Origin of the sequence: Capsulimonas sp. (assembly GCF_039929585.1) — a bacterium.
Taxonomy (GTDB): domain Bacteria; phylum Armatimonadota; class Armatimonadia; order Armatimonadales; family Capsulimonadaceae; genus Capsulimonas.
In genome coordinates, this window is record NZ_JBDSQY010000043.1 from 1 (window position 1) to 13,407 (window position 13,407).

Annotated in this window: 9 protein-coding genes; 6 read left to right on the top strand and 3 right to left on the bottom strand. The window is 59.3% G+C overall.

Annotated features, from left to right (window positions below; all coding sequences use genetic code 11):
- From ABIZ35_RS03005 to ABIZ35_RS03030, 6 genes are all read left to right on the top strand, one after another.
- Nucleotides 1-1,608: hypothetical protein (locus tag ABIZ35_RS03005; protein ID WP_348218389.1), on the top strand; the 1,608-nt coding region annotated here is incomplete at its 5' end.
- Nucleotides 1,609-1,619: 11 nt separating this feature from the next.
- Nucleotides 1,620-4,109 carry a hypothetical protein gene (locus tag ABIZ35_RS03010; protein ID WP_348218390.1) on the top strand — a complete coding sequence of 830 codons (2,490 nt, stop codon included), beginning with the start codon at nucleotides 1,620-1,622 and terminating at the stop codon, nucleotides 4,107-4,109.
- Nucleotides 4,110-4,138: 29 nt separating this feature from the next.
- Nucleotides 4,139-6,982: a hypothetical protein gene (locus tag ABIZ35_RS03015; protein ID WP_348218391.1), complete on the top strand. Its 2,844-nt coding sequence runs from the start codon at nucleotides 4,139-4,141 to the stop codon at nucleotides 6,980-6,982.
- A gap of 29 nt (nucleotides 6,983-7,011) precedes the next feature.
- Nucleotides 7,012-7,677: a DUF4159 domain-containing protein gene (locus ABIZ35_RS03020; protein WP_348218392.1), complete on the top strand. Its 666-nt coding sequence runs from the start codon at nucleotides 7,012-7,014 to the stop codon at nucleotides 7,675-7,677.
- Nucleotides 7,678-7,679: 2 nt separating this feature from the next.
- Nucleotides 7,680-9,071, top strand: coding sequence for a multiheme c-type cytochrome (locus ABIZ35_RS03025; RefSeq protein WP_348218393.1), 1,392 nt, complete (start codon nucleotides 7,680-7,682; stop codon nucleotides 9,069-9,071).
- Between the two features lie 17 nt (nucleotides 9,072-9,088).
- Complete coding sequence (locus ABIZ35_RS03030; RefSeq protein ID WP_348218394.1) at nucleotides 9,089-9,895, top strand: thioredoxin family protein; 807 nt, start codon at nucleotides 9,089-9,091, stop codon at nucleotides 9,893-9,895.
- A 43-nt stretch (nucleotides 9,896-9,938) separates the two neighbouring features.
- Here the strand turns inward: ABIZ35_RS03030 and ABIZ35_RS03035 are convergent, their stop codons facing one another.
- Genes ABIZ35_RS03035 through ABIZ35_RS03045 form a run of 3 tightly spaced genes read right to left on the bottom strand, consistent with a single transcriptional unit; the run spans nucleotide 9,939 to nucleotide 13,262 of the window.
- Nucleotides 9,939-11,327 (bottom strand): glycoside hydrolase family 32 protein, encoded by a 1,389-nt coding sequence (locus ABIZ35_RS03035; protein ID WP_348218395.1) that lies wholly within the window; start codon nucleotides 11,325-11,327, stop codon nucleotides 9,939-9,941.
- A 13-nt stretch (nucleotides 11,328-11,340) separates the two neighbouring features.
- A complete protein-coding gene (locus ABIZ35_RS03040; protein WP_348218396.1) occupies nucleotides 11,341-12,339 on the bottom strand; it encodes a LacI family DNA-binding transcriptional regulator in 999 nt (332 codons plus the stop codon).
- 20 nt (nucleotides 12,340-12,359) lie between these two features.
- Nucleotides 12,360-13,262 (bottom strand): ROK family protein, encoded by a 903-nt coding sequence (locus ABIZ35_RS03045; RefSeq protein ID WP_348218397.1) that lies wholly within the window; start codon nucleotides 13,260-13,262, stop codon nucleotides 12,360-12,362.
- Between the last annotated feature and the right edge of the window lie 145 nt (nucleotides 13,263-13,407).

The window sequence follows — 13,407 nt, forward strand, 5'->3', positions numbered from 1 at the left end:
ACCGTCAGCCAGGGGAGAGATGCGTCGCTGCTCAACCGGCGACCGCAAATCTTCGCCGCCCCACAGCAGGAAACGCCGCTCAGCGCCGAGGTGCGCAGCGTGGGATACTCCAGACAGACCGCGCAGCTCGATCTCATCGAAGCCGGTAAAACCCTGCAAACAAAGACCATCACGCTCGACGACCACCATCCATCCACCGTACTCTTCACCGTGCATCAGGACAAAGAAGGGGTCTATCCTTATACGATGGCGCTGCACGGCATGCCGGGCGAGGTCACTCTTTCCAACAACAAAAGCACGGCGTACCTGCAAGTGCTGAAATCGAAGGCGCGTGTCCTGGTGCTGGAAGCGCGCCCTAGTTGGGACGCTAAATTCCTTATCCAGGCGCTGCACACCGACCCAAGCATCGAAGTTGACTCTATTTTCAAGCTGACCAGCGACAAGACGTTCGCGGTGGCGGGAAGCGCCGACACGGCGTCAGCCCAGAAGCCTCGCGAAATCACGGTCCCGCGGACAGCTGCGGATTTCGCCAAGTACGATGTCGTCGTCATTGGAAAAGGGTACGAAGATTTCTTCGATCCCCCAAGCACGGAGGCGCTCAAGACCTTTGTTTCGGACCACTCCGGAAATGTCATCTTCCTGCGCGGCAATCCCGGCAAGCAGACCGGAAATCTCAGCGCACTGGAGCCGCTGCAATGGAGCTCCGAGGAGATACAAGATGTGCGCATGAAGGTGACGGATGAAGGCCGGCGCAACCCGGCGTTCAATTTCTCCGCCACGCCCAACCCGGACCTCGTGATCCAAAAACTGCCCACCCTGATCTCGGCGACGAAAGTAGAAGGCGAGAAATCGCTCTCCGTCGTCCTGGCGCGCGCCTCCGGATCACCCTCAGGAAATGCAAGCCAGGAGATGGCCATGATCGCCTACCAGAACTACGGGCAGGGCAAAGCCGTCTCCGTCGTGGGCGAAGGTCTCTGGCGCTGGGCGCTCCTGCCGCCCGACATGAAGGATTACGGCGGCTGCTACAACGATTTCTGGACGCAGCTGGTACGCTGGCTTGTCAATCAATCGGACTTCCTGCCGGGTCAGGACCTGTCCCTGAAAACCGACCGCGCCAGCTACTCGCCCAATCAGCCGGTCTCGCTCATGGCCTTTGTACGCGGCAAAGCCAAAGCGAGCGTTCCGCCGGTGACCATCGTCCTGCCGAATGGGAAGACCGAGCATGTGACCTTGGCAAGGGGTGGATCCACACAAGCGAACTTCGTCGGCTCGTTCAAGGCGCACGCTCCCGGGGAGTATACGGCGTGGCTGGGACGGCCGAATGGCGGATCGCTGATGGTTCCGTTCAGCGTGTTTCCAAGCAGCGAGGAAGATCTGGTGACGGCGGCCGATCCGGAGATGATGCATCAAATCGCGGAAGCTGGCGGCGGGGAGATGCTGGCCGCAAACGATCTCGATCAGCTTCCGCTCAAGCTCAAGGATTCACTGCAAGTGATCTCCAGAAAGACCGATTCCCAAAGCGCCTGGGATCGGGGTCCGATCCTTGCAATCCTTCTGGCCATCTTCACCATCGAATGGATTCTGCGCCGGCGGGCCGGACTGTTATAGAGAAGAAAAATATGCGATATTATCGACCAATCATCGTTGGAATATGCGTCATATCATTCGCCCCTATCTTGGGGTGCGGCCCCACGCCGCCCAGCGTAAATCCCACACAAATTGGAACGGGAGTATCGCCGGCGAGCGCGAAGATTTCGGCCACGGCGGATCTCAGTAAGACCCTTTCCTACACCGATTTCTACGGCGGCGGCGCGGATTCTCAAGAACCACTGAGCATCGCCGCAGCGTTTGCCCATAAGGCCGGCGGAACGTGGGTCGTCTTTGCGCCAAAGCCTTTAGATGATCTCAATCCGTCCGGTGGGGCAGGACGCAGTTATGACGGCACAGAACGTACGATCCAATCGACCATGGAGGCGATGCGCAGCGCCGGAACGCCGATGGCGTGGGACACATCCAAAGGGTATGTTCTGCTGGACTTCGCAGCGCCCGAAGATCTAAAGCGCATTCAAACTCAGCCGCCCGTGGAGACGATTGGTTTGTTACTGACCGGGCCGACAGATGACGCCATGCTGCGCGCCTTCGCCGATGTCGAGCGTATCCAGATCAAAACTGACGCCGCACTTTTGAAAAAGCGCGCGGACTTTCGCGCGGCGCGCAACAAAACCGAAGATTCGGACGAAGACAGTCAGGATGCAATGACCGATCCGACTTCCTCTTACCGAAGCAGTCCGTCTCAGCAGCGCACAATTGACCGGCCGGAATTCAAAGTCATCGACAAATTGGATCTCAGTGGCGTCATGCAGCGCCTGGGGGAGTATTACGGCGCGGAAATGGTCAGCACGGCGACCGGCCAGTGGGAGCTGAAAGCCTACTCTGATCCGGCGAAGATCAACGCCGAAATCGCGCGACTGAAGCAGCCCATTGATGAGGCTGCGGCAAACGCGCCGCAGCCGAACAGTTCCTTTGAGGCTCGCCAAACCGGGCAGGCCGCCTCCAGCGACGAGATCGCCCAGGCCGAACAGATGGCGATTGCGACTCCAATCGGCGCCGAGGCGATCGCCGCCTTCGATACGCTGGGAACGCTGGGAAGTCCGGCGGTCCCTGCTCTCACCGACTATCTTGATGTCGCCAAACCGCAGTGCGCCATCGCGGCGATCGACACGCTGAACGCAATGGATCTGCCTGCGGCAAAGCAGGCGCTGCTCACCTTCCAACAGCAGCTCAGCGCGCCTCAAAAAGGGAGCAGATCGGCAACCGCGCGCACCGCCCTCAAAACGAAATTGATCAAGATCCTGACAGGAGGCTCAAGCCCGGAAGTCAAGAAGATGCTGACCGACGCCGCCTTCGATCCCGACGCGCCGGACCAATCGCGCTCGTCCGCGCGCATGGCGCTGCTCAAAATCGGCGAGGTGGCGCCGTTTCAAAGCTCCGTTCAGCAGCGCACCCTCGGCGTGGAGCCGGCGTTTCTCCTAAAAACTCCCCAGGAAACCGGGAAGTCCGATACGGCGGCCGATGTCGCGGCGAAGAGCATCACCTGTATTACCACCGCGCCGGCAGGTCTGGACACCTGGGCGGTCTTTCTGTCCGATCGCTACGGCGATCCCAATGATATCTGGCTCGCCCGCAGGCGGGGAGGCCAGTGGGCCGAATTTCTCTTTACGGGAAAAGCCTTCACCGCTTCACGCAGTTCTTATTACAGCAGTTCTTCCGTAACTCCCACGCGTTCTTGCGTTCTCAGTGTCAACGAGGATCAGGTCACTCTCGGCCCTCCCAAGGGCTCATCCGCGGACGATCTGGCCAAAATTACAAAGGATATGTCCGACCCCAAGATCCCCATGGAGCAGCGGACCAAGCTCGCACAAAAGTACTCAATGCTTCAGGAGAAGGCCGCAAACACCCTGGGCAGCGCAATGACCCTATCACTCACGGAATTGCGAAAAGATACCGACCATGACGGGCTGTCCGATCTCATCGAAAAGCGATTCGGGACCGATCCCAGCAAAACGGATTCTGACGGAGATGGTCTCCCCGACAACCAGGATATGAATCCACTTGCCGGACCAGCGATCTCGGACCGGGCGACGCTGCTGCAAACCATTTTCAGCGGAATCTATGGCGGCGACAAGTCGACAACGCCCATCATCGTCGTGCTGGACCGCCCCTATTGGCAGGAATTTCTCGGCGCCTCCGCGCGTGTCCTGTGTATGACACAGGACGATTACGCCCAGCAGATGTCCCATCTTGCCGGGACTCGGCTGCTGGAGTTTACTGGGCCTCGGGAGGCGGAGGCCACGATTTTGCAGCAGGACGGCCCCTGTTTGTTCAACGACGCCCATACAAAAGCCGAGGCGCACTTTTTCTTCAACAATACGGCGTCCGCGCAATCCGCCATGACGATCATGATGGGATCGGGAATGCCGACGCCCGATTACATCGCGCGCTTCGAGCGCGCCGGCCCATGGACATTGAAGTCAATCCGCCGATGGAAGTTCGATACAGCCATGCAGGTCTATCTCAAAAGCATGCGTTCGGTAACTTCGTCCTATTGATGGCGACGATGAGATCGTGAGAAACTGAAATGATCGATAACCCAACACGACCAGCCGATCTGAACCCGCTTAAGAGTAATCTCCGGCGAGCCGCCGCCGAGGCGCGCTCGACACAAATCCGCACGGCCTTCTATCGTCTGGCCTGGCAGTGGATGACTGTTCTCGCGGCGCTCTTCGTGCTCGACCTCGTCTTCGGCCTGCCGGTCTGGCTCCGCTGGGTCGCGCTCGCCGGTCAAGTCGCGTTTCTTGCATGGAAGATCAAATCGATCCTTGATCTTTCTTCGCGGCTGGGTTACAGCGACGAGTGGGCCGCCCGAATTCTCGAAGAACGACACCCGGAAGTGGACAACGCGTTTATCAATGCGATCCAGTTCGAGCATGCGCTGCCGGATGCGCCTGAGGGACAGGCGCCTCTGATGGAGCGCGAAGTGCGGCGCGGAGAAACCGCCACGGCGGGTCTGGGCAAAATCGAGGGGGCGGATCGAACGGCGGAACGCTCTGCGGCGCGCACCATGGCGATTTTGGGCGTTGCCTGGGCTCTTGTGGCCCTCTTATTCTCCGGCGGCTTCCTCGCCGTGGCGCCCCGCCTCTTCGCGCCCTGGATGGATGATGTCACCCCACCCTACTCTGTCACACGCTTTGATGTTCAGCCGAAGGGAGCGGTTGTGCGATATGGGGAAAGCCTGCTGGTGAGCGTTAAGTTAAGCGGGCAAACACCAGATACCGTGTCGCTCATGACCAGCGCGCACGGCGCCGAGTGGCAGAAGATCGCGCTGGAGAGCGGAGAACCAGGCGTCTATTCGGTCACCCTGGATTCCCTGCGCGAAAACACACGTTTCTACGTCCAGGCGAACACCGGGCGCAGCGCGCGTTATCTCATCACGGTCGCCAAGCCGCCGACTATCACCGGCCTGCAAGTCTCCTATGTCTACCCGGCGTACACGGCGCATCCGCCCACGAAGGAAACCGTCGGCCCGAATGGGATCCACGGTCTGGCCGGCACGACCGCAACATTCCAAATTACGAGCAACCGACCGCTCAGCGGGGGGCTGCTCACGCTGAAAACGGATATTCCCGGCGGCGACCAGCAGATCGCGCTCCAGCCGGATCCAAAGAATAAACAGCAGGCGTCCGTCCAGATGACGATCACAAGATCGGGAGAGTATCGCCTGTCGCTCACCGCCGAAGATGGACAAATTAACCCGGATGCGGCCAAAGGCAAGATCACACTCGACAAAGATGCGCGCCCGAACGTTTGGATCACCACTCCAACCCAGGATATCCTGGTAACTCCCAAGATGAAGGTGCCGGTCGGCATCGACGCGGAAGACGATCAGGGCGTGCAAAGCGTGCAGATCCACCGTCTGATCAATGATCTCGCGGACAGTCCACGAAGCTATCCCGAAGTTCCCGTCAAGCGCGCCACGCACGAACTTACGATGGATCTGGCGGACCTTGGCGTGCGGCCGGGCGACAAAATCACATACTACGCGACTGCCTACGACAACAATCCCGGAAAACCGAACATCGGCGAGACTGAGACGTACACCATGAAGGTTGTGAGTCAGGAAGAGTTCAACGAAGCCTTAAAACAAGAGCGGACTCCCGCCGATCTGAACAAAGATACCGACGACATTGTCAGCGCCGTCAAAGATCTGGCGGATCAGCAGCAGCAGCTGGCGCAAAAGATGCAGGACCTGCAAAAGCAGCTGGCGAAGAAACCCGGCGATCCTGGTCTGCAAAAGCAGATCGCGGAGGCGAAAAAGGAGCAGCAAGATCTGCAAAAACGCGCTCAGCAAATGGCGAAGGCGATGAAGGAGTTTAGCCAGTCGCCATCGCCCACGGACTTTGAGCGCGCCCTGAAGAAAAAAATCAGCGAAATCGCGCAGAAGGTTGGCGACGCGGCGAACGGCGCCATGCAGCAGGCGCAAAGCAGCAGCCCCGCGCAAGCCGCAAAGAGCGCTGAGGATGCGGCGAAACAGCTGGCGAAGGCCAATGAACAGATGCAGGGACAGGCGCAGGCCGCCGTCCAGCATATGATGGAGATCCAGCCGCTCTACAACGACACGCAGCGCTTCATGGATCTGCTCAACCGCCAAGGGCAGCTTGTGCTGAAGGCGCGCGAGTTTCAGCAGAGTTCCGGAAACGATGTGGAAAGCAAGACGAAATTGGATGCGCTCCATGTCGAGCAGGCGGATATTCAGCGCGAGCTGACACAGCTGCAAAAGGACTTCCGAGAACACGCGGAAACCGCGCAGGCCCACTTCCCGAAAGCGGCCGATACGGCGCGCAAGATCGCCGATGAGATAGACCGGCGCAAAATCTCGGAATTGATGAAGAGCGCGGGCGACAGCTTCCAGCAGTGGAACGGCCCCGTGGGATTTGAAAACGCGCAAAACGCGCTCCAGCAATTGCAGGCCATGGTGAAAAAGGCCGGCGCCTGCCAGAGCCAGGCCAAAGGCGAGCTGGATATCTCACTCGCGCAGTCTCTCGGCCAATCCGGCCTTGGCAAGTCCCTGGATCAGTTCGGCTCCGGACAGGGCAATGGCCAAGGTCAAAACGGCATGGGCTTTGGCGCGGGCGGGATGCAGTCGGGCCCGGGCGGTAAAAGCGGCGGCGGATACACCGTGCGCAGCCCTAAAGCCTACATGCCCAGTACGCAAACCATGACCGGGACCGGCGGAATGAAAAAGATGCGTCACGCCAATCATTTGGGAACCGGGTCCGCCCCCCTCTCGCCAAGCGATGTCGAGGTCATGAAAAATCCATCACAGAAACCGGCGAAGGCCGGCGATCACGATCCCAATCGATACCCGCCGGAATATCGAAAAATGATCAGCGATTACTTTAAGTCCGTGGCGGACGGGCAATAGTGGTATTCTGCATCTGTGGAAACAAGAAAATGAAAAAATTCCGAAATACAATCTTCGCCGCCGCCGTTATTCTCTCTGCGGCGGCAGGGGCCATGGCTCAGAATGAAGCGGGCGGCGAGGTCAAATGCGCCAATCTTATCTATGCCGTCGATAAGAGTTCGGTCTGTTACAGCGATAGATTCCTGCAGCGGCTTCAGCTGGAAACGAATATCGACACGAGTTCGAAATTTACAAAGGTCAACCTAGAAAACGACGCGCTCTATCAATATCCGTTCGCGATCATGACCGGCGAGGGCGGTTTTAATCTCACGCCGAAGGAGCGCACCCAGCTGCGCTACTATGTGACGCATGGAGGATTTCTGCTGGCGTCCTCGGGATGCTCCGACCCGAAATGGACACAGTCTTTTCGGAGCGAGATGGCGACGATCTTTCCCGGTCAGAAGATGAAGCCGATCCCGCTCACCCACCCGATCTTCCGCACCGTCTACAAGATCAGCAATGTCCAGACGACCCATGCGCAGCACACCGCGCAGCTGGAGGGACTGACGGTCAACGGCAAGATCGTCGTATTGTTCTCGTCGGATGGACTCAACGATACGGCGCACGCCCAAAACTGCTGCTGCTGCGGCGGCGATGAAGTCGGCGAAGCCGAACGGATCAATGTCAATATCCTGGCCTACGCCCTGCTGCATTAACCATGGCGCTTCAATTCTCGACAAATAAAATCGTTCTGGCTGCCTCCTCGTTTGTCCTCGCCGGTCTCCTGGCGATCGCATTCACGGGTGGGTGCAAGTCCGGGAGCGCGGCCTATCCGGATCGCCTGACGTTTTTTTTGACGGGCGACAGCCGGGGATATCTGGAGCCGTGCGGATGCCGCCGCGATCAGGCTGGCGGCCTGCCCGGCCGCGCCACGCTGATGCGGGCCGCCCCGGCGGCGAACCGGGTCATTCTGGACGCCGGTAACCTCACCCCCGGCGGCCGCCCGTACGAACAGATGAAGACACATTATCTGATGGACGGGATGAGCAAGATCGGATACGACGCCGTCAATCTGGGCAAAACCGAGGCGGGTCTGGATTTGAATACGCTGCGCCAGATGATCGCGCAGTCGCATCTGCCCTTCGTCTCGGCGAATGTCGTCGCAAAACGGGACGGCGCTCCTATCGTGGAAACCAGCCGGATCGTGACACGCGGCCGTCTGCGCATCGGCGTGACGGGTGTTACCGCGCTGGACCCAATCGATTGTGGTCCGGGCGTCGATGTCAAACCGCCGCTCGAAGCGCTGTCGAACGTGATCAACACGCTCAAAGGGACATCGGATTATATTGTCGTACTCGCCTTTGTTGATGAAAGCACGCAGCGGCAAATCGCCGCGCACTTCCCCGAGGTGAACTGTATCCTCGGCGGCGATGTCCCGCAGTCGTCGAACACCACGCAGGACGCCAACCGCGCATTTCTATTCAACGTCACCGACCGGGGCAAGGTAATGGGCGAGATCGATCTGAAGCGCAAGGGAAATGGATACTACGCCGAAAGCTCGCGTGGGATTAAAATCATGGGCGATCAAGTCGCCAAAGATGCGGCGATGCTCGCTTTGATCGCCCGCTATAAAGACGAGCTTCGGGACCGGCGTTACGAGCTGGCGTCGGCGGAAGGGATGGAGCGGATCTCGGGCGCGGCGAGCACCGCAGATGAGTTTGTCGGAGGGACGGCATGTATCAGCTGCCATCAAGATGCGCACAAGGTCTACGAAGCCTCCGGACATGCGCACGCGTACACAACTCTGGTGAAGAAAAATAGCCAGTACGACCCCGAATGCCTCAGCTGCCACACCGTCGGCTACGGTCTTTACAGCGGCTTTGTGGACGCCCAGCGCACACCGCAGTTCGAAAATGTGCAGTGCGAAAGCTGCCATGGGCGAGGCAAAGAGCACATTAATACCATGCAGGCAGCGGCGGCGTCTGGCTCCAAGGTCCACAAACCGAGCACCCTGCGCCCCGTGACGCCGGCCACGTGTATCCGCTGTCACGACCAGGAAAACAGCGAGAATTTCCACTACGCGACCTTCTGGCCGAAGATCGCACATTGAAAATCATTGGTGTCAACATGAAGTATACAATCGCGCTCCTGCTGATATTCTGGTCGTCCTGCGCATTTGCCGACGTCTCGTGGCAAAGCAGCCTTTCCGCCGCGAAGATCCAATCGGCAAAAACAAGAAAACCGATCTTAGTCGACTTTTCCGCAACCTGGTGCGGCCCGTGCCGCCAGATGGAGCAAGATACGTTCTCCAACGCCGCCGTGAAAGCCGCGCTCAAAAACGTCATCTGCGTGCGTCTCGATGTCGATAAAAATCAGGCGGAGGCCCAAACATACCAAATCAACGCCATCCCGCGTGTGATGTTATTGCCTTCGAACGGCGGACCAGCGATTTTAGATACAGAGGGCTATCGCGGCCCGCAAGACTTCCTGGACGAACTCAGCAAGGCATTGCATCTAAAATCTTCGGCAGCGGGTGTGTCAGGCCCGGCGGCCAACCCGGACCTCACGGCGGTAAAAACCGCTCTCAGCAGCAAATCCTACGGAGCGCTTAAAGCAAAGAACCCCAAACAAGCCGCCGCCGGTCTCCATGGATTGGTGCAGGAGCTCGGCGTATTTGAAGAACCCCAGATCGCGCCCATGGTCGTCCTCCTCAGCAATGCCGGAGATGACGCCCTGCCCGCGCTGATCGCCGGCCTCAGCGACAAAACCCTGGCGGTTCGCGCCGGCGCCTATCGCACCCTGCAAACACTGCTCCGCACGCGGCAAATCGCCACGAATCTCACCTACGATCCCTGGGCCAGCGCTAAAGCCCGTCAAATCCAGGCGCAGCGGTGGTCGGCGTGGTGGAAACAGACAAAGCCGGCAATCCACTAGCCGCGAAACAAGCGCCCGGTGACAATCAGTCGTTTGAATAAGATCAAGTGGGATCGGGCCATGCCGATAAGAGAACGCAAACGTCCAAGGCAATGAGGTGAACGGACGCGCCTTCGGTGAAAAACTCCAGCTGTGGCTGCGGCTCTGTAGGCGTTACACAGAAGGACAGTACCGTGCGGCCATTGTCGACGAATATCTCGATCGAAGTGCGGTCAGCGAGGATGCGCAGCGCAATTGTCGAATCCTGGCTTTCACGCTTGACGGCGCGGCCGAGACAAGAGATGATCTGATCGGGCGCGGAGTACCGTATCTCCCTGCCGCCAATCCGAAATCCGAAAACCGATTCGGCGCTTAAGCGCGCTTCGATGGAAATATCGAGCAGGTCCGAATCGATCTCATGCAAAGGGTTTTCCCCGGGCGCCACGGTCAAATTGCGCCACTCCCTATGGCGATCCACAAGCAATGAGATTTCGGACACGGGATATCGAAAAACACGTGGCCCGTCGGGGGTATCGCGCAGAGTCAGCTCGACGGGAAAGCTCATCTGCTGATTGAACGGCATCCCAGGATAGACCCCGCCGGCCATCCAACCGATCTGGATGCGCCGGCCGTCGGCGGCCGGAATGTTACTGAACGTCTGCCCGGCGTAGAAATTTGCGCCGACGTCCATCAGATACGGTCCGGCGATCTCCGTAAACACGCAGCCGTCGAAACGCCCGATCAGATAGTGACCGTTGGCGGCGACAAAGACCCAGCGCTCATCCTCCACTCTCCCATCCACAACCAGGGGAAAGAAATCTGGGCATTCACTGGAATCCGCCAGCGCGATGGTCTGCAAACGCGTCCACTGCTTCAGGTCTGGCGAGGTGAACAGGGCGAATTTTTCCCGGTCCAAAAACAGCGCCATCACCCAAAACCGGCCAGGCGCATACCAGATGACCTTCGGGTCACGATTCTCTCCGACAAGATGTGGCAGAACGGGATTGCTGGCATATTTCGTCATCGTCCGTCCCCGGTCGTTGCTGTATGCAAGACACTGGGTAAACGGCTGCCCCTCGGATTCCGGCGACGAACCGCCGGCGGCGGTGTACATCGCCACAATCGCCGGCCCTTCGCCGGTCCCAAATCCCGCAGTGTCTTCATGGTCCACCACGGCGGACCCGGAGTAGATCATCCCCAGAGAATCCGGCTCAATCGCATTGTCCAGCTGCCGCCATGTCACCAGATCCGTACTTACGGCGTGTCCCCAGGTCATATTTCCCCAGCTGTTGCCCTTGGGGTTATGCTGGAAGTACAGATGATACTCGCCCTCGAAGTAAACAAGGCCGTTGGGAGCGTTCAGCGAGTTACGCCGAGCGGTAAAGTGAAATTGCGGACGGCCGCTCTCGTGATAGACGCCGTAGGCCGGGATTTGTCCGATTTCGTTCGTCATTGATTACGTAATCCTATGTCGTCCCTTTGGGCAGAAAAACACTGGGAACGGTCACATGCCTCGGCGCGCCGTCCACTACCCCGTCGATCCGTTCGAGCAGCATGGCGACCGCGATCCGGCACAAATCGTCGACGGGGTTCTTGATGGTGGAAAGCGGTTTGTCCAGGCAATCACCTTCTCGAATCCCATCGACACCGATGAGAGCGATGTCCTGGGGAACGCGCAGCCCGGCGCGCAGCAGGCCATGGTAAACGCCGATCGCAATATGGTCGTTGTGGCAGATCAGCGCGGTGGGCCGTTCGGAAGACGCCATGGCGCCGACGTGGAGCCCCAGGTTCAGGGCTCCCCACCGACTGTTATCGTCCAATTTGAACGAGATTACACGTACGTCCCGGTCGTGCTCGGCGGCGTAGAGCGATTGATGGCGCTGCTTCACGAACACGTCAAATGGATCGTACGGACTGACCACGCCGATGCGTTTGTGGCCGCGCGCAAAGAGATGCTCTTCCGCGGCCGTCATGCCGGGACGCAGATCGAACTGCACCGTGTCCCGATGCGCGTCGGCCGAAGAATCCAGGTACACCACCGGAACGTGGGAGACGGGAGCGCCAAGAATCCCCTCGGACACGCGGCCGATGGCGGCGTGCATCAGGATCCCGTCGACAGGCCAGACGGACAAAATCTCTGGACGCGCCGTTGCGTCATAGGGAATGGAGGCGTCCACCAATCGGCGATACCCCACCCCGGAAATCGCCCGTTCGCTGGCGCCCAGCAGCTCGATGAAGAAGGGATTTTCAATGCCTGTGATCAGCACCCCAATCAGCTGGGTCTTGCTGAGGAAAAGCGAGCGCACCATCTGATTGGGGACATAACCCAGCTCGCTCGCCGCCTTGCGAACCCGCTCCTGCGTCTCCAGCGCGATTCGCGCCTCCACGTTGCCGTTCAGCACATGCGAGACGGTTCCGCGTGACACATTCGCCCGAAGCGCCACATCTTTGATTGATACTCGCATTAATGAATTATGACATCAGGTCAAGCGAAATCATCGATATTCAACTCAGCGTTAATTTTGCCGCCAGATTCGCCGGCTGCGGTCATCGCCAGCGCAATGGCTCCGCGAAGAGCCGTTTCGTATCCCAAACGGCTCAAGCGTACTTCCGGCGCAGGGACCAGCTTCAGCCCCTGCGCCATCACACGGCGCGCTTGGGTGAGAAAGGGCTCTCCGCCGCCGACCGCGACGCCGCCGCCAATCGCAATAACATCCGGGGCGTAACACACCGCCATATTGCGTAAGCCCAGGCCGAGGTTGACGGCGACCTCCGCCCACTCTGCGGGATCAAGCTGCTCGGCGGGCTTTCCGTACAGGCGCCGTATGCCGTTTCCCGACACGAAGCTTTCCAGACAGCTCTCCGAGCCGCATTCACAGATCACGGGATGTGGGAATGACCCGACAGGGGGCACGGCTTGATGGCCGACTTCGGGGTGAACGCCGCCCGCCCCTCGGTACAAGGCGCCGCCGATCACCAGCCCGCCGCCCATTCCCGTGCTGAGCGTCAGATAAAGGAGACGCTCGGGAGTATCCCCGCCCCACCGATATTCGGCGAGCGCGGCCGCGTTGGTGTCCACATCGACAGCGAACGGACGCCCGAACTCACGCTCGAAGATCGCTCTCAGAGGGACATCCCGCCATTGCGGCTGATGCAGTGGAGAAACGATCCCCGTGACGTGATCCAGCGGACCTCCCGCGGATGCGCCGATCGCGGCGATCGAATCTTCACCCGCGACGCGACGCGTCATTGCCTTGAGCAGCTCCAACCCCTCATCAAGATCGCGCGGCGTGGGGCATTGCGTTTGGCGAAGCAGGACGCCTTGAGTGTCCGCCGCCGCCACAATCAGCTTTGTGCCGCCGATATCGAGACCAATATGGATACGCATTTATCATTCACTTCTCAGAAGCCTGGCGAATGAATTCGCGGCTCAAAGTACGGTCACCCGCCTGCGCGGGTTCAGACCAAGCGCCGCAGGCATTTGTTATATGTGTCGTAGGCTCTTAAATCCACGTAGGTCGATGAACGTACTT

Coding starts and splice junctions, on each gene's coding strand:
- ABIZ35_RS03020 (WP_348218392.1), top strand. CDS start 7,012: ATGAAAAAATTCCGAAATACAATCTTCGCCGCCGCCGTTATTCTCTCT.
- ABIZ35_RS03010 (WP_348218390.1), top strand. CDS start 1,620: ATGCGATATTATCGACCAATCATCGTTGGAATATGCGTCATATCATTC.
- ABIZ35_RS03015 (WP_348218391.1), top strand. CDS start 4,139: ATGATCGATAACCCAACACGACCAGCCGATCTGAACCCGCTTAAGAGT.
- ABIZ35_RS03030 (WP_348218394.1), top strand. CDS start 9,089: ATGAAGTATACAATCGCGCTCCTGCTGATATTCTGGTCGTCCTGCGCA.
- ABIZ35_RS03045 (WP_348218397.1), bottom strand. CDS start 13,262: ATGCGTATCCATATTGGTCTCGATATCGGCGGCACAAAGCTGATTGTG.
- ABIZ35_RS03040 (WP_348218396.1), bottom strand. CDS start 12,339: ATGCGAGTATCAATCAAAGATGTGGCGCTTCGGGCGAATGTGTCACGC.
- ABIZ35_RS03025 (WP_348218393.1), top strand. CDS start 7,680: ATGGCGCTTCAATTCTCGACAAATAAAATCGTTCTGGCTGCCTCCTCG.
- ABIZ35_RS03035 (WP_348218395.1), bottom strand. CDS start 11,327: ATGACGAACGAAATCGGACAAATCCCGGCCTACGGCGTCTATCACGAG.